The following is a 17,529-nucleotide window of genomic DNA, read 5'->3' as shown; positions in this document are numbered from 1 at the left end:
ATGAGAATTCACAGCTCGTACACAGGGACTCGCCACGTATGTGAAAACGCAACGGCCCCCTCCGGTTTGGAGGGGGCCGTTGCGTCAGATCAGGCGCTACTTGTCCTTGTTGTCCTTGGTGCCCTTGTTGTCATTGGTGTCGGAATGGGCGTTGCCGGCCTTGGCTGCCGAGGCGCTGTCGGTGTCACTCTTGGCGGTGCCACTCTTGGTGGCCTCTTGCTTGCTCGCGCCGGCCTTGGTGGTGGGCTTGAAGGCCTTCTCGAGGTTCTTCGCGGCCTTCTCGACGAACTTCTCGCCGGCCGACTGCTTCCGCTCAGTGACACGCGACTTGGGCTCGAACTTCTTGGAGGTCGTCGCACCAGCACCGCTGGTGGTGGTGGCAGAGTCATCCGTTGTGGCCTCGTTCGACTTCTCCTCGGCCGCAGGCTCTTTGACTTCCTTGACCTCTTTGGCGGTCTCGACCTTCGGGGTCAGGTCGAGGTCGAGCTTCGGCAGCTTGGGCAGCTCGAACTTCGGCGCCTCGGGCTTGGTGACCTCGACGGCCGGCGTGACGGGGACGGTGGTGCCCTCCTCGGCGGTCTCCTCGGCCGCGCCTTCCTCATCCGTGACGTCGACGGTCTTGACGACCTTCGACTCAGCGGGCGCCTCAAGCTGTTCCGCCAGCTTCTTGATCGGCGACTCGATGTCGAGCTTCGGCGTCGGCAGGCTCAAGAGCTTGCCGACGTTCGGCAGAGTCGTTGAGGTAACGCTGGATTCGGTTTCCGTCTCGGCGCCGGCTTTTTCCACTGCCGACAGGAGACTGACGCCGGCGGTGTCCTCTCCCTCTTCCTCTTCGGGCGGGGCCGTCAGCGCCTTCACGGTTTCGACGACGTAGTTGACGACGGCCGTGACGCCTCCATCGAAGAAGCTGTAGTTCAGCCCCTTCACCCACTCGCCCACCGCATCGTCGGGCAGGTTGTCGTTGATGATGCTGTAGGCCACCAAACTGGCACCACCGGAGAAGAATTCGTCGACGCGCTTCGACAGCTGCAGCTTCTGCGTCGGGTCGAACGCATCGACTGCGGCAGCGGCGGCCACCGAACCCAGGTACGCGAAGTCGGTGATGCCACCCTCGAAGAAGATGTTGTCGACGACGTCCAGGGGCAGGATGTTGTCGCTCAGGTAATAGGCCAGGCCGGTGAAACCGTCATGGCACACCGCGCCGGTGGCGGAGCAGTTGCCGGGGTCGTAGAAGTTCTCGTTGACCTTCTTACCGGCCGCGTCGTAGAACTGGACGTCGTCGCCCATGTCGCCGACGGTGGCAGCGACAAGCGTCCCGTTCACGTCTTTGTACAGGGGCTTTCCATCTGGACCGAGGAGAGCCGTGCCTGCGGGAGTGCCCTCCGGCGGATCCACCAGCTTGCCGTCCACGAGAACGTAGCCGGGGGACGGCAGCGGAACATAGCCCTGGTAGTAGTAGCCGCCGTAGCCATCGAGGAAGGAACCCAAGGCCCCTTCCAGCGAAAGCGCTACCAACCGGATCTGTTCCGCCGTCATGGTCCGCTGCGCGGGAGCTTCCGCGGTCGAAGCGGCCACCGTGATCTCGTCGCGGGGAACGAACAACGCAGGTGTCCCGGCAACAAGCGCGCCAGCGCTGAGAAGGGCGACGCCAGTGGTGACGAGCGGACGGACTGCCATGTGGGTGGGGCCCCTTTATCTCGAGCGTGAGCTGGATTCCTGAGAATCCGCGCAGGTACCTGCATAGAACCTTAAAAGTCCTTGAGAAGGGTAATTCCCGTCACCCCCTCCCGCAACCTCCATCTGGGCTGGACACGAGCCTCTGACACACCCCGGTCGGCGCCCTTTTCGTGGAGCGACTCCGACGGATTTTTCGATGCAGAACGAAGCATTCCCGCCGTGCGCAAGACCAGCTAATTACGAATACCGTTGCCGTCCACCCAACTGGACACAAAGACGCGGGTTAACGCCTGCGTAATCCGTCGCACAACGCCCCACCGAGCCGATCCGGCACACTCGCACGTGGGCCGAGTCGGCTCGGACCAAGACTCGTGGAGCGCCTGCCCATTTTCCTAGGTCAGCGCGCATGATGTCCCTACAGTGCCTACGCCGGGACCCGGCCACTCGGCCCCGTCCCGGGCGCCGCCCTCGCGGACCGGCCGAAGCCATTGCGGACCCGAACCGGCCGCCCACCAATTGCCCCACGAAAGTCGGCTAGGCCCGCGTCGCGAATGCGCTGCCGGCCGCCATTGATTCAAAAATGGCTCTCGGGGGAACGGCCAGGGCCTCGAGAGGCCAGGCGCCACCCTTTACGCACCGGTCAATAACTGCTGGTCACAGGCTCGCAGCGAACATCTGAGCGTGCTCGAATCCTGAGAAAAACCTGAGACTGCCCTCAGCGGCAATCGCCGACCCCAGGCCTAATTCGGCACCCAAAAACGCCATGGCCCCTGCCGGCGCGGCAGGGGCCATGGCGCGAGATCGGTTTGCTACTTGTCGCCGCCTTCTCCCGAGTCCGTGCCGGATCCGGTGGCCTTTTCCGCCGCTTCCTTCAGCTTGTTGAGGAACTTCTTGCCGTTGTAGTCACCCTTCGGCTTGCCGTTCTCAAAAAGGATGGGCGGCGCGACCTTATTTCCCGTCTTGGTATCGGCACCCGTGTTCACCTCGTCCTCCGCGGCAGGCTCTTTGTCCTTGACGGTGATCTTCGGAGTGATGTCGGGCTTCACCTCGGGGGTCTTCACCTCCGGCGCCTTGAACTCAGGCAGCTTCAGTTCCGGCGCCTTGAACTCGGGCAGCTTGAACTCAGGAGCCTCGGGGGGCTCGAACTTCGGAGCTTCCGGCGCCGGCGGAAGCTTGATGTCGAGCGGGGAGATTCCGGTGCCACCCTCGACCGGGTTCTCTGTTCCCTCAACGTCCTTGACGAGCGTGGACTCTGCGGGAGCATCCAGTTTCTCCGCCAGCTTCTTCCACGGGGACTCAGTGTCGAGCGTGGGCGTCGGTAAGCTGAGCAGCTTGCCGAAGTTCGGCAGTCCGGTAGAAGTGGGCGCGGTTTCCGTCTCGGTGGTGGTCTTGGCCAGCAGCACGGTGTCCTCGGAGCTCGAGTCGAATGTCTGCACCGGGTTGCCGTCGAGCGGATTGAGGAAGTTCGGATCGGGTGTCGGCGTGCCCTGCGCGATGGCATCCACCACGTAGGTGATCGCGGCAGTGATACCGGTATTGACGCCGTAACCGAAGAAGAACGAGTTGGTCAGTCCGTAGGCGTAACCATCCTGCGGCAGGTTGTCGAGCAGCAGGTTGCCGACGAGTTGCGTTGCGCCGCCTTCGAAGAAGTCATCGACGCGCTTGGTCAGGTCCAGTCGGCCAGTCGGGTCAACCGCATCGATGGCAACAGCGACGGTACGGACGACTTGATGCGCGAGTTCGGTGAAGCCGCCCTCGAAGAAGATGTTGTCGATATCGCCCAGCGGCAGGATGTTGTCGCTGAGGTAGTAGGCCAGCCCGGTGAATCCGTCCTGGCAGACCGCGCCGTCCGCAGTGCAGTTGCCGGGGTCGGGCTGTGTGACGATCTCGCCGTTCTCGTCGAGCTCGTAGACGGGTTTTCCGTCCTGGGTGTAGTACTGGGCACCGGGTTCGAGATCGGCTGTCGTGGCGCGGGTGCCATCCGCGTTGTACAGCGGGGTGCCGTTCGCATCGAAGAGGAACCCGCCCGTGTCTATGGCTGCGGCCGGTTTGGGGCTTTCGCCCGGGAACCAGAGACCGCCATAACCCTGGGTGAACGACTGCCAGGCACCCTGCACCGACAGTGCGAGCAGGTGGATCTGCTGTTGGGTCAACGTCTTGTGCGCCTCGACCGCTGCCGCGGTCGGGGAGGCAACGGTGACCGCACTGTGCGGGACGAATAGCGCCGGAGAGCCGGCGACGATCGCGCCAGCACTGACAAGTGCGACACCAGTGGTGACGAGCGGACGTACAGCCATGCAATGAGCCCCTTATCTAGAGGACGAAAAACGGCCGTTTCCGAGAATCCGCACCAATACCAGCGGCGACTTAGAAACTCCTGAGAATGCTATTGGGCAGTCAGTTCTCCTGCAACCGATAAGCGTCAATATTTCTCAGCTAATCCTGCGGGTGAGTCCGAGAGGCTCGACCGAGGGAAACCGAATGTAGCGACACAAACACTGGACACCACACGCCGAGGACGGCCCTGCCCCACCGCAGGTCAGACCATATTGGTCCGACCAGGTTCGCCGTCACGTCACCGACGTGCGGATTATCTGCACAATGGCTCGACCCCATCTGATTGCCAATGCAATGAATCGAAACTCAAAACCCCCGGGAAAGTTTCCATAAATGTTGCATTACGCAACAGTTGTATGGCCGAAGCCTGGGCGGCGGATGCTCGTCGCATCCGCTTATTCGAATGCAAACGAAGACGCTGCGCTTCGCCGCAATTGCGCGCGGGTTACGGCATTGTTCCGGGCCGGCATTTCGTCAGCCGGGCGTAGAAACACCGTCGTCGTCCGACGGTTCCTGCCGCGGTGTCGCCGCGGCCGCACCACGCCACTTCTTGGCCCACGCTCGCACGCCGTCGATCACGGGGCCGCTCGGCCTACTCGAAACCGAGGCGCGATCGCGCCCCAGGGCCTTCGGGGAAAGTCCGCGCTCTTGCGCAGCAGGGGACGCGTCGCCGCGACCGAAGCCTCGTCCGGCTCGGACTTCGGCCGGGTCGCAGATCCGCCGTCGCGCAAGATGTTCGCGCCCTCCTCGACCCCGGCGGTGAAGTCATGGACAAAGCGCTCGGTCTCCGTGCGCGTCGGGATCAGCCGGGCCGGGGTGTACTTCTGCGGGTTGGCCAACGGGTCGTTGTCGGGGTAGCCGTAATCGACCACGGCCCGCAACGCGGGGGTGGCCGCGTCGGCCAGCAGGTTGCCCGGCTCCCCCAACGCCCGCAGCGGTGAGACCAGCGGCAGGTTCTCGGACTCGTAGCCGACGTAGGTGGTGTCTTCGACCTTGCTGATCCGCACGGTCCCGTCAGCCGTCTGCCGCACCACGGTGCCACCCGAATCCAAGGTCGCGTGGCACGTGGCATCGCAATCACGCACATTGCCCTGGGCGTCGATCGGGAAATCGAGGCTGTCCTGGTTGAGCCGACGGTCTAGGTACGCCATCAACGAGTTGGCCATCGCGGGCGCGTTCCACAGGTAGGCCGGGACGTTGGAGTTGATGTCGTACTCGTAGACCACGTTGACCACCGGCACACCCGGGTCCGTAGGTGTCGGGATCGGATTGACCCCGAGCAGGGCGAAGAACGGCAGCCTCGTTCCGAATCCGCCGTTGGGGCTGGCCACGTTGTTGTCGAGGACATACAGCGTGGGCTGGCTGACCACCGGATCGTGGGTCAGCTTGCCGTAGGTCAGCAGCAAGCTCGCATTCGCCGCGCCCCAGCCCGAGGACAACACCACATTGTTGTCGTCATCGCTGTGCTCCTGGATCGCCTGGTAGATCCCGAACGGACCGGTGAAGAAGTTCGCGACGACGGGCTCGTCCTGCCCCTGCCGGTACAGCCCGCCGTAGAAATCGGCGACGCCGTCGCCGCCGGGGTTCGTCGAGCTCGCGCCGATGATGAGGGACGACAGTTGCACCGCGGTCATCGGCTGGATCGCCCCGAGTGCGGTCACCGTCACCAGCGCCATCCCACCCAGAAACGATGCCGGCACAGCGCGTCCACCCCAGCGTCGTGTCATGCCGCCGCCTCTCAGCCCAGTAGGAATGAGCAGAAGCTACCCGACGGCAAACGGCAGCGTCAGCAAATGCGGTCAGCGGGGCATGGCGATGCGCATGCCGGCCAGCATCACCTGGGCGTCGGCCATATAGGTCTTGTTGTTGGGTGCGGTGCTCTGCGCGAGCGCCACCACGTTCCACACTTTCGACCCGAGCGGCACCATCACCGACACCCCGGTCACGTAGATCGTCTTGCCGCCCTCGCTCGGCGGCACGGTGTAGTTGGCCATCACCGCCGGGAACCCGCAGATCTCGGCCGGAACCTGGGTGACGTTCTGGCCGCCGCCGGCTTGGAAACCCTGGATGCTGTCGTTCAGCAGATCCTTGGGCGACCGGTCGCCGTCGGTCGCGTCCCCGGTGGCCACCGACAGGGCCGGATTGGTCACACCGTCACTGAGCGACACGTTGCGAAGGACCAATTTGACTGCATCCTTTGCCAACTCGGGCACAGGTTCCCAGCCAGGCGGCTGCGCGATACGCACCCTGGGCTCGCCGGAAGCGGTCCCGGGCAGCTCGATCCACCGATCCGAATGCAGCTGCTCACATGTCTGAGCCTTGTATCCCGATCCGGGCGCGTTCGGGTCAGCCGAACCCGACGAATGTGAGGACGGTTCGAACCCGGCCTTCGCGGTGCCGTCGACCGTCGTCGAGCACCCGCTGAGTATCAGCCCGGCCGCCAGTACGACCGAACTCGCGACCCACTTCATGTCCCCCATCGCTGACAGAGACTACGCGAGCCCGCTCAGCACGAATATCCGGCGAGACCTGCGAAACGGTCGTTCACGGCCCGACCATACGACCATTTCGTCGGTTTCGCGGACTGGGTTGCCAACCCCTGGAGAGCAACGCCGTGCGGGCTTCCGTCACGATCGCCGTGGCGCAGTCCTCCTTGACGACGTGAATGACGTGCCAGCCCAGCCGCTGCAACACCCGATTGACGCGCACATCGAGGACATACTGTCGCCGGCTCGTCAGGTGCTGTTCGCCGTCATACTCGGCGCCGACCTTGAAATCCTCTCAACACATGTCGATGCGGCGGACATATGAGCCGTCGTGGTCATAGATCGTGAATTGTGTGGTGGGACGCGGCAGCCCGGCGTCGATGAAAAGCAGCCGCAGTCGGGTTTCTGGCAGCGACTCGGCACCGCCATCGACGAGCGGGAGCGCCACGCGCAGCCGTCGTAGCCCGCGTACACCGGGGTGGTGTTTGGCGATGAGCATGACGCCTTCGGCAGAGAAAGGGTGGGCATTCATGAGCGCATCGAGCCGCTCGACCGCTTTGCCGCGTGAGAGGTGACGGGCGAGGTCGAATGCCGTGCGCTCCACGGTGGTGACCGGGATACCCGCCACGTTGGTGACCTCGTCCTCATGCAGGGTTTCGGCGCGGACGATCAATCCGCGCTGACGTCTAGCGGTCCCGATGAGTTCGACCGGGGAATCGTTGTCCACCCATTTCGCCCCGTGAAGCGCCGAGGCAGCAATGCCGGCGACGACGGCGCCTGGCGAAGCGAGGGTCGCGCCGAGGATCCGGTCACGAAGGGACACCGCGTGACGCAACGGGACGTAGACGCCGTGATAGATCGGCCGATAGCGATGCCTCAGCTGAGATCTGGTCAGGTGGCCGGCGGCGACGGCAGCACTGCCGACGAACGGAATTCGCACACTTTCTTGGACGCACGCGGCACCGGTTCGGCTCCAACTTCATCGAGATCGACGAAATGGTCGATCTGTGCCCGGCGAAACGACCATTTCGCGGGTTTCGGCGCGGCCCGTCGCATTCGAGCAAAAACGAACTAGCGGCGACGCGAGCGCAGGTAGTCGCCGACCACGGCGGCACCCAGGCCATCCAGGTCAGGCACCACCACGCGGCCCTGCACCCGACGGGCCACCTGATCGATGAACCGGGCCAGACCCGGATCAGAGCCCAGCCGGAAGATCGTCACCTGCGCGCCGAGCCGGGCCACCTCGTCGAACCCACGCACGGTGTGACCGATGGTGCGTGGATGTGGTGGGTAGTCGAAGAAGACCTCAGAGCCGTTGCCGTCTCCGAAGTCCTCGAGGTGCGCGGTCGGCTCACCGTCGGTCACCACCAGCACGACCGGCTGGGCATTGGGATGACGACGAAGATGCCGCGTCGCCAGGGCCAGTGCGTGGTGCAGGTTGGTGCCCTGCTCGTACACCCCCTCCAGACCGGTCAGCTCGGCTGCGGTCACGGTGCGGGCATACCGGCCAAAGGCGATGATCTGCAACTCGTCTGAACGGAACCGCGTACTCACCAGATGGTTGAGCGCCAACGCGGTGCGCTTCATCGGCAGCCAGCGGTTCTCCATCACCATCGAGAAGCTGGTGTCCACCAGCAGTGCCACACAAGCCTGGGTGCGGGTTTCGGTCTCGGAGATCTCCACGTCCTCGACCGCGAACCGGATCGGCCGCTCGGCGATCCCGGTGCCCGCCTGCCGCAGGACCGCGTTGGTCACCGTGCGGGTCACGTTCCACGGCTCGGTGTCGCCGAACTGCCAGGGCCGGGTGGCCCCGGTCAGCTCCCCGGCCGCGCCGGCCCGGCGGGTGTCACGTTCCCCGTGCCGGCCCGAAAGCTGTTGCGCCACATCACGCAGCGCGGTCTGACCGAGCTGACGCATCGCCTTGGGCGACAGCCGCCATTGCCCGTCCGAGCCACGGTCGATGAAACCCTGGTTCACCAGGGCCTTTTCGAGCTCGGACAACGTGCGGGCATCGATCGCGGCCTCATCACCGAGTTGCCGGGCCAGCGCCTCCAGGTCCACGTCGTCCATCGACGCCCCGGAATAGCTCTGCGACAACGCGTCCGCCAGCTGCTCCAGCTCGGCGATGTCGGACAGCGCCTGGGCGCCCTCCCCCATGCCCAGCGGATCGCCGCCGGAGAAGCGCTCCGAGCCGCTCCAATCCTCGCCCGGCCGGGCCGCCTGCAGGTGCGCATCGAGCCGGTCCAGCGCGTTCATCAGCGACGGCGACCCGAATGCCTGCTGCGCCAAGGAATCCAGCTCGGCTCGCTGCTCGGCCGACAGGCTGTTGCGGAACCGCTGCGCGGCGGCGGCCCGCTTGGCCAACGAGTCCAGCAGCTCGTCGATGTTCTGCGGGCCCTCCGGGAAGAACTCTCCGTGCTTGTCCATGAAGTCTTGGAAGTCCTGCGGGGTGTCCTCCCCGCGGGCGTGCTTGTCCAGCAGTTCGTTGAGGTCGTCGAGCATGTCGTTGACCCGCTGCCGATCCTCGTCGGTGGCGTTCTCCAACGCCTCCTTCATGCCTGCGAAACGCTGATCGAGCATCTCCCGGCCCAGCAGATCCTTGATCTGCTCGTACTTCTGTCGCGCCTCGGGGCTGCGCCAGTCGTAGTCGGCCAGTTCCTGAACCGCCTTGGCCGGGGATGGCGAGAGCGCCTCCATCTGCAGTTCGCCGAACCGGGCGTCGTCGTCGAGCGCGCGGGCCAGCTCCTTGCGCTCGGCCAGCACGGCCTCGTCGAGCAGCTTCTTGATCTCCTGCAACGTGCCGTCAAGGTTGTGCCGCTGCAACAAATCCCGACGCTTGCGGTTGGCCTCGGCGGCCAGCCGGTCGGTGCCGCGCATCCCCTCGGTGCCGCGACGCATCAGCTCGGAGAGCGCGCGGCGCGGCGAGCTGCCCTCCATCACGCTCTGACCGATCTGCTCGAGTGCGTCGCGCAGATCGATCGGAGGTGCCAGCGGGTCGGGACCACCGGTGTATCGCGAATACCGCGAGGTGTGCCCGTGCCCCCGACCGGGATCAGCCATAGACCGTCTCGCCCTCCCCCGTCACCTTGTCCACGCGCTTGGCCAGATACAGGGCCTCCAAGGCCAATTCGATCGCTGCGGCGCGCTCACCGATCGACACCGCACCCAACCGCGAGGCGAGTGTGTCGACGACAGCCAGATCGGGCAGCGCGGCCAGGACGTCCTTGGCCGACACGCGCTCACCGGTGGTCACCGGTGAGCCCTCCTCGACGGCGGCCACCAGCGGCGCGACGTCGATACCGCCCAGCAGCCGCTGCGCGGTGTCGGCGGTGGCGCGTCGCAGCAGGTGCTCCAGCACCGCCTGCTCGCGCCCCTCCTCACCCGTCTCGAACTCCAATTTGCCTCGCAGCACATCGATCACCGTGGCCAGGTCGACCACGCGGGCCACCGGATCGTCCTCGCCGAGGATCGCCGAGCGGTGCCGCGCCGAGGCTGCCACCGTCTCGGCCGCGGCGATCGCGAACCGGGCCGATACACCGGAACGCTGGTCGATCGAGCTGGATTCCCGCAGATTGCGGGCGAACCGGGCCAGCACGCCGAGCAGATAATCGGGGACCTCGGCGGCCAACTGGGCCTCCTGGCGGATCACCCCGATCTCGTCGTCGATCTCCAGCGGGTAATGCGTCCGGATCTCGGCCCCGAACCGGTCCTTGAGCGGGGTGATGATGCGTCCGCGGTTCGTGTAGTCCTCCGGGTTGGCACTGGCCACGACGAGCACATCCAGCGGCAGCCGCAACGTGTACCCGCGGACCTGAATGTCGCGCTCCTCCATCACGTTGAGCATCGACACCTGAATCCGCTCGGCCAGGTCGGGCAGCTCGTTGACCGCCACGATGCCGCGGTGCGCCCGCGGGATCAGCCCGTAGGCGATCGTTTCCGGGTCCCCGAGGCTGCGGCCCTCGGCCACCTTGATCGGGTCGATGTCGCCGACGAGGTCGGCCACGCTGGTGTCCGGGGTGGCCAGCTTCTCGGTGTACCGCTCGCTGCGGTGCCGCCATTCGATCGGCAGATCGTCGCCGGAATCGGCGGCCCGGCGAATCGACTCCGGGGTGATCGGGCTGTACGGGTGCTCGCCCAACTCAGACCCGGCGATCACGGGCGTCCACTCGTCGAGCAGCCCGGTCAGCGCACGCAGCAGCCGCGTCTTGCCCTGACCGCGCTCACCCAGCAGCACCACGTCGTGCCCGGCGATCAAGGCCCGCTCAAGCTGCGGGATCACTGTGTCGTCGAAGCCCAGGATGCCCGGCCACACATCGCGACGATCCGCGAGCGCGGCCAGCAGGTTCTCCCGAATCTCAGCTTTGACGCCCCGCTCACGATGGCCGGAGGCACGTAGCTCACCGACGGTACGGGGCAGATCGCCGGAGCCGGCTGGCCGGCGACCATCGTTTTTGGGTTGGCTCACCACTCCACGCTACGACTGAATACGCGAGCACACATCGCCACCCGTCAGACTCGAGTCCTCGGGGCCGCTCGCGGCCGCGACCCGCCGCGTGTGACCACACAGCCCGACATAGTCGTTGTCCGAGCGCGTCGACCGGTAGTCTGCGCTCCATGCCGTTGGCTAGCGGTCAGGAATTCGCAGGGTTCACCATCGTGAAGTTGGTGGGCACTGGTGGCATGGGCGAGGTCTATCTGGCGTCCCACCCGCGGTTACCCCGCGAGGACGCTCTCAAAGTGCTGCCCATCAGCGTGAGCTCGGACAACGAATTCCGGCAGCGGTTCATCCGCGAGGCCGACATGGCAGCCACCCTGTGGCACCCGCACATCGTCGGCGTGCACGACCGAGGCGAGTTCGAGGGCCGGCTGTGGATCTCGATGGACTACGTCGACGGGCACGACGCCGCCAAGCTGCTGCACGACCAGTACCCCAAGGGCATGCCCGCCGAGGACGTCATCGAGGTCGTCACCGCCGTCGGCGACGCGTTGGACTACGCGCATCAGCGCAAGCTGCTGCACCGGGACGTCAAACCGGCCAACATCCTGCTCACCAGCAAACAAGGCGCCAAGCGCCGCATCATGCTGACCGACTTCGGCATCGCGCGTCGCGCCGACGAGGTCAACGGGCTCACCTCGACCAACATCACCGTGGGTTCGATGTCCTACACCGCGCCCGAGCAGTTGATGGGCCAGCCTCTCGACGGCCGGGCCGACCAGTACTCGCTGGCCGCCACCGCCTACCGGCTGTTCACCGGTACCCCGCCGTTCGCGCACAGCAACCCGGCCGTGGTGATCAGCCACCACCTGAACTCCCCGCCGCCCAAGCTTGCCGACACGAAACCCGAACTGGCCGTGTTCGATTCAGTGATGGCCAAGGCGCTGTCGAAGGATCCCAAGGACCGGTACGACACCTGCCACGACTTCGCCGTCGCGCTCGCCGAGGCGGCCACCGGCACCACGCCCGAGGTGCGCACCCCGGCGCCCGCTCACGAGCCGGCACCACCGACCACCCCGCTGATCATCCCGAAGCCGGCGAACCCGCCGGCCGCACCGCCGTCGCCGTCGAACCTCAGGCCCGCGTCCCCGTCGGAGCCACCGGTGTTCACCTCGTCGTGGGCGGGCAACGAAACCTCCTCCCGCAAACCTGTTGCGGCAGGCACACCCGTCGGGATGCAAGGCCTCGGCGGACCGGGCGGGCCGGGCGGACCGCCACCGACCAACTTCGGGCCGCCCCCGCTGCCGCACAACCCGATCCCGAAGAAGTCGAGCAACCGGCGCAACCTGCTGATGGCCGCCGGGGTGATCGGCGCGGCCGTTCTGCTGATCGGCGGCATCACGATGGCGGTGACCTCCGGCGGCGACAACGGCGGCGGCGGGGGCGAGACCACCTCCGCCGTCGCCACGGATACGTCCGACGCAGAAACGACGACCGCCCCCAAACCGGCGGGGCACGCGTTCACCATCGCCGACTACATCAAGCAGAGCGGCATCGTCGAAACCCCGGTCCACCGTGGCGATCCGGGCGCACCGGTGTTCACCATGCCGACGCCGCCCGGATGGATCGACGCCGGCCCCCGCACCCCGGCCTGGGCCTACTCGGCGATCGTCAACGACCCGGTGAACCCGACCGAGCCGCCCTCGGTGGTCTCGCTGATCTCCAAGCTGGCCGGTGACGTCGACCCCAACAAGCTGCTCGAATACGCGCCCAACGAGCTGCAGAACCTGGCCGACTACAAGCCCTCCGGCGACGTCAGCCGCGGAGAGATCAGCGGGTTCCCCACGGTCCACCTGGCCGGCACCTACGCCAAGGGCAACCAGCGTCGCGCGATCACCCAGACCACCATCGTGATCCAGGCGCCGGGCAACGTCTACGTGCTGCAGATCAACGCCGACGCCACCGAACGCGACAAGCAAGCGTTGACCGACATCAACAAGGCGATCGAGGCCCAGGCCACTATCGCCCTGCCCTGAGTCGGCCGCGTTCAGGTACCCGGTACCCTGAGTATCGTGAATTCGCTCGATTGGCGTAGCCGGCCGGCCACCGTGCACTTCGGCCCCGCATCTTTGCAGTCCAGGGCACTCGGCTGGACCACCGCGATCTTCGTCCGCCCATTGCTGGGTCTGCTGACCCTGATCGGACTGGGCATCAACCGCGTCGCCCCCGCCCTGCTGCAGCGCGCGCATCTGGACGTCATCGACCGGCCGCTGCGGGCCATCAAGCCGCTGCCGGGCACCGAGGTGACCCCCGTGGCGCTGCCCAACTGTCCGGCCGAATGGGTCGTCGCCCCCGAGGCCCGCGACTCCGATCTGGTGATCGTCTACCTGCACGGCTCGGCGCTGGTGACCCTCGGCCTGAACTCGCACCGCCGTTTCGTGTCGAAGCTGTCGGCCAGCACCGGGGCGCGCGTGCTCAACGTCGGCTACCGCCTGGCCCCGCAGGCCGACATCGACGATGCCGTCGCCGACGGGCTCGACGGCTACCGCCTGGCGTTGTCGCTCGGGTTCGAGCCCAATCGGATTGTGCTGGCCGGCGATTCGGCCGGCGGGCTGATGGCCGCCGACACCGCCATCGCCGCGCGCGACGCCGGACTGCCGGTCCCCGCCGCGCAGGTACTGCTCTCACCGTTGACCTCGTCCGACATGGATCTGAAATACCGTGCGCTGCAAGAGCACAAAGACGTGCTGTTCCCGTTCATGACGGTGAAGTTCATCTACGACGTGTTCGCCACGGTCAACGGCACCCGGCCCACACCGGTGATGCCGCCCGAGGCGGACCTGCACGGGCTCGGGCCGTTCCTGCTCCAGGTCGGCACGCACGAGATGCTGCTCAACGACACCTTCGCCCTGGCCGACAAGCTTCAGGCCGCCGGTGTACCGGCGTGGGTTCAGGTGTGGGACAGGGCAATGCACATGTTCCAGCTGAGCTTCGACATCAACCCCGATGCGCGCCACGCGGTCGAGGAGATCACGTCGTTCATCGCGTACGCGACCACCGAGGTCGAGGACGAGGCGAGCGCGTAGGGGTTGGCTTGGCGGGCGCGGCTTTCGCTTGCGCGCCTTGCCTTGCCTTGCCTTGCGCGCCGTTTTCTACCCCAGGGCTGCCGACAGCGTGGTTCAGCGACCCCTACGTAGAAAACCGTGAGCGGCTGCCGTGCGGGCATGCGCCGCTTTCTACCGCAGGGCCGCCGATAGCGTGGAATCACGACCCACAGGTAGAAATCGGCGAAGCACCACGGCGGGCGAATGCCTCTCGGACTCGGTGCAAGATGAACGCCCTGCTGTGTTCGACCACGACGCGGATGTCTATCCAGCCCTCGCGTTCGATGAGTTCATTACGGCCGATGTCATGCACCACCCGCAGGCGGTCCGTGGCGTGGTGCTTACCTTCGTAATCCAAGCCCACTTGGACGTCGTCGTAGCCCATGTCGATGAATGCCTCGTTGAAACCGTCGCTCACCCGAATCTGGGTACGCGGACGCCGATAGCCCGCGTCGATGAGGAGCAGCCGCAGCCAGGTCTCCCTCGGAGATTGACCACCCGGATCCATTAGATCGAGTGCTGTTCGGGCGCTTCGTATTCCGCGAAGGCCGCGATACCGGGCGGCCAGCTCGAGCACCGGGCCGGCCTCGACGCCAGTTGCGATCGCCAGCGCGTCGAGGTGGGCGACCGCCTCGTCACGGGGAAGGAATCGCGCGAGATCAAGCGCCGTGCGCAACGGTGTGGTGACGCTGAAATCGCCGATCTGGCAGATCTCGTCGGGCTTGATGCGTTCCTCGCGCACGATGACGCCGGGCTGACGACGCCCGTGTTCGGTGATCAGTTCCACCGGGGCATCGTCGTCCACCCATTGCGCGCCGTGCAGTGCTGCGGCTGCCCGGCCGGCGATGATCCCGCGACGACCCGTCCACAGCCATGCAGCCATGGTGTTGGCCTTCAGGGTTCGGCCGGCTTCCTTCGGCAGGTAGACCCGTGGATGCACCGTGGCGTATCGCCATCGCAGTTGGCTTCGGGTAAGGGTGCCCGCCGCGAGCGCTTCTGGTCCGATGAAAGGGGTGCTCATGGCCCCCGAGGATCGGCAGCATGTCCGACGGATTGATGGCGCCCTCAGGGATCTCGGCCCAGGGTGTGGATGAACTCCGCGCTGTGGATCACGCTGCTTCGCCGTTTTCCACCGTGGGGTCGTGACTCCACGCGATCGACAGCCGTGGGGTAGAAACCGGCGCAGACACCAGCGATGGCGATTCGCCGCTTTCTACCCTGGGGTCGCTAAACCACGCGACTCACAACCCAGGGGTAGAAAACGGCGCACCACAACGAGCCGAAACAGCACGCAAAACTAGTGCGCGAAATGCCTTGCACCGGTGAGGTACAGCGTGATGCCGGCAGCCTCGGCCGCGGCCGTCACCTCGGCGTCACGCACCGATCCACCCGGGTGCACGATCGCCTTGACGCCCGCGTTGGTCAGCGTCTCCAAGCCGTCGGGGAACGGGAAGAACGCATCGGAGGCGCCGACGGAACCGGGCACGCGGTCGCCCGCACGCTGCACGGCCAGTCCGGCCGCGTCGACGCGATTGACCTGTCCCATACCGACGCCCACGGTCGCGCCGTCCTTGGCGATCACGATCGCGTTGGACTTCACCGCGCGGCAGGCCCGCCAGGCGAACACGAGATCGCTCAGCGTCTGCGGGTCGGCAGGCTCACCGGTGGCCAGCGTCCAGTTCGCCGGATCGTCGCCCTCGGCGTCGAGCGCGTCCCGCTGCTGCAGCAGTACCCCGCCGCTGATCTGGCGCAGCTCGATGCCACCGACCAGAGGCTCGGAGGCCACCAGGATGCGGATGTTCTTCTTGCGGGCCAGGATCTCGACCGCACCGGCCTCGTATGCCGGGGCGATGATGACCTCGGTGAAGATGTCGGCGACGGTCTCGGCCATCTCCACACTGACCTCGGTGTTGGAGGCGATGACGCCACCGAACGCGCTCAGCGGATCGCACTCGTGCGCCTTGCGGTGCGCGTCGGCGACCGACTCGGACGAGATCGCGATGCCACACGGGTTGGCGTGCTTGATGATCGCCACACAGATCTCTTCGTGGTCGAACGCCGCCCGCCACGCCGCGTCGGCGTCGGTGTAGTTGTTGTAGGACATCTCCTTGCCGTGCAGCTGCTCGGCCTGGGCCAGTCCGGGCCACGCGGAGTCGTCGCGGTACACCGCGGCCTGCTGATGCGGGTTCTCGCCGTAGCGCAGCACGGCACTGCGCTGCCAGGTGCCGGCGAACCAGGCCGGCAGCGGCTGCGCGGGCTCTTCAGGCGCCAGCGTCGACCCCATCCAGCTCGCGACGGCCACGTCGTACTCGGCGGTGTGCCGGAATGCCAACGACGCCAGCTTCTTCCGCTCTTCGAGGGTGAACCCGCCGGCGCGGACTGCGGCCAGCACCCCGTCATAGCCCAGCGGATCCACGACCACAGCGACGCTCGGGTGGTTCTTGGCGGCCGCACGAACCATGGACGGCCCGCCGATGTCAATCTGCTCGACGCACTCGTCGACCAATGCCCCGGACTCGACGGTCTCGGAGAACGGGTACAGGTTCACCACCACGAGCTCGAAGGCCTCGACCTCGAGCTCCTGCAGGGCCGCAACGTGTTCGGGCTTGCGGGTATCGGCAAGCAGGCCGGCGTGCACACGGGGGTGCAGCGTCTTGACCCGGCCGTCGAGCACCTCAGGGAAACCCGTCACGTCTTCCACGGGGGTGACCGGAACGCCCGCGGCCGCAATGGTTTTGGCGGTCGACCCGGTGGAGACGATGGCCACGCCCGCCTCGTGCAGGCCGCGGGCCAGATCGGCCAGGCCGGTCTTGTCATAGACACTGATCAGCGCTCGCCGGATCGGTTTCTTCTCGCTCACCCTATGGTCGCCTTTCGTCCAGTCCAGGTCACGCCGCGGGTTGCCAGCGCGGCCAGCACATCCACCAGCAGTCGACGTTCGACCACCTTGATGCGCTCATGCAAAGTCTCTTCGGTGTCATCATCGAGCACCTCGACGGCCTGCTGGGCCAGAATCGGCCCGGTATCCATGCCGGAGTCCACGAGATGCACCGTGCAGCCCGTCACCCGCACGCCGTACGCCAACGCCTCGGGCACGGCATGCGCGCCGGGGAAGGCGGGCAGCAGCGCCGGATGGGTGTTGACGACCCGGCCGGGGAAACGGGAAAGGAATTGACCGCCCAGAATTTTCATGAACCCGGCCGAGACCACCAGGTCCGGCTCGTGTTCTGCGGTGGCCGCGGTGAGCGCGGCATCCCAGGCATCGCGGTCTTCATGGTCGCCCAGCCGCACGGTGTAGGACGGCACCCCGGCGCCTGCCGCGATGTCGACGGCGGCACATTTGCGGTCGGTTCCGACCGCAACCACGCGGGCCGGATAGTCGTCTGCGGCGGCGGCCAGTAGCGAGGCGAGCAACGACCCTGTCCCCGAAGCCAGCACTACCAGCCGTGCCGGTGCGCTCGGAGGCACATGTAACGGTTGCTGCACGCGA

The 17,529-nt window shown here is 66.3% G+C and carries 11 protein-coding genes and 1 pseudogene; 2 read left to right on the top strand and 10 right to left on the bottom strand.

Features of this window, described 5'->3' with window-relative positions:
- Positions 1-96 precede the first annotated feature (96 nt).
- The 7 genes and pseudogenes from G6N57_RS12145 to G6N57_RS12115 form a co-directional block, all read right to left on the bottom strand.
- Positions 97-1,677: a hypothetical protein gene (locus tag G6N57_RS12145; RefSeq protein ID WP_133118360.1), complete on the bottom strand. Its 1,581-nt coding sequence runs from the start codon at positions 1,675-1,677 to the stop codon at positions 97-99.
- Between the two features lie 809 nt (positions 1,678-2,486).
- Positions 2,487-3,974 (bottom strand): hypothetical protein, encoded by a 1,488-nt coding sequence (locus G6N57_RS12140; RefSeq protein WP_077742735.1) that lies wholly within the window; start codon positions 3,972-3,974, stop codon positions 2,487-2,489.
- Positions 3,975-4,589: 615 nt separating this feature from the next.
- Positions 4,590-5,741: a PE-PPE domain-containing protein gene (locus G6N57_RS12135; protein WP_077742734.1), complete on the bottom strand. Its 1,152-nt coding sequence runs from the start codon at positions 5,739-5,741 to the stop codon at positions 4,590-4,592.
- Positions 5,742-5,813: 72 nt separating this feature from the next.
- Complete coding sequence (locus tag G6N57_RS12130; protein WP_133118359.1) at positions 5,814-6,494, bottom strand: hypothetical protein; 681 nt, start codon at positions 6,492-6,494, stop codon at positions 5,814-5,816.
- A gap of 64 nt (positions 6,495-6,558) precedes the next feature.
- Positions 6,559-7,440: pseudogene (locus G6N57_RS12125) on the bottom strand (hypothetical protein).
- 131 nt (positions 7,441-7,571) lie between these two features.
- Positions 7,572-9,560 carry a VWA domain-containing protein gene (locus tag G6N57_RS12120; protein ID WP_077742732.1) on the bottom strand — a complete coding sequence of 663 codons (1,989 nt, stop codon included), beginning with the start codon at positions 9,558-9,560 and terminating at the stop codon, positions 7,572-7,574.
- Positions 9,553-10,968: a sigma 54-interacting transcriptional regulator gene (locus G6N57_RS12115; RefSeq protein ID WP_407665968.1), complete on the bottom strand. Its 1,416-nt coding sequence runs from the start codon at positions 10,966-10,968 to the stop codon at positions 9,553-9,555. Before G6N57_RS12115 ends, G6N57_RS12120 begins: the two co-directional genes overlap by 8 nt.
- A 146-nt stretch (positions 10,969-11,114) precedes the next feature.
- On the opposite strand from G6N57_RS12115, the gene G6N57_RS12110 reads away from it, so the two are divergent.
- Positions 11,115-12,971, top strand: a complete 1,857-nt coding sequence (locus G6N57_RS12110) for an LpqN/LpqT family lipoprotein (RefSeq protein WP_077742731.1) — start codon at positions 11,115-11,117, stop codon at positions 12,969-12,971.
- 36 nt (positions 12,972-13,007) lie between these two features.
- A complete protein-coding gene (locus G6N57_RS12105; protein WP_077742730.1) occupies positions 13,008-14,021 on the top strand; it encodes an alpha/beta hydrolase in 1,014 nt (337 codons plus the stop codon).
- A gap of 178 nt (positions 14,022-14,199) precedes the next feature.
- Here G6N57_RS12105 and G6N57_RS12100 read toward each other — a convergent pair whose 3' ends face one another.
- The 3 genes from G6N57_RS12100 to purN form a co-directional block, all read right to left on the bottom strand.
- Positions 14,200-15,060 carry a hypothetical protein gene (locus G6N57_RS12100; protein ID WP_077742729.1) on the bottom strand — a complete coding sequence of 287 codons (861 nt, stop codon included), beginning with the start codon at positions 15,058-15,060 and terminating at the stop codon, positions 14,200-14,202.
- A gap of 276 nt (positions 15,061-15,336) precedes the next feature.
- Positions 15,337-16,899 carry a bifunctional phosphoribosylaminoimidazolecarboxamide formyltransferase/IMP cyclohydrolase gene (gene purH, locus G6N57_RS12095; RefSeq protein WP_077742728.1) on the bottom strand — a complete coding sequence of 521 codons (1,563 nt, stop codon included), beginning with the start codon at positions 16,897-16,899 and terminating at the stop codon, positions 15,337-15,339.
- Positions 16,896-17,525 carry a phosphoribosylglycinamide formyltransferase gene (gene purN / locus G6N57_RS12090; RefSeq protein WP_077742727.1) on the bottom strand — a complete coding sequence of 210 codons (630 nt, stop codon included), beginning with the start codon at positions 17,523-17,525 and terminating at the stop codon, positions 16,896-16,898. Before purN ends, purH begins: the two co-directional genes overlap by 4 nt.
- Between the last annotated feature and the right edge of the window lie 4 nt (positions 17,526-17,529).

The organism is Mycolicibacterium boenickei (genome assembly GCF_010731295.1).
In the GTDB taxonomy this organism is placed as follows: domain Bacteria; phylum Actinomycetota; class Actinomycetes; order Mycobacteriales; family Mycobacteriaceae; genus Mycobacterium; species Mycobacterium boenickei.
The sequence above is the reverse complement of the archived record's forward strand: the minus strand, read 5'-3'. Positions and strand labels throughout refer to the sequence as shown.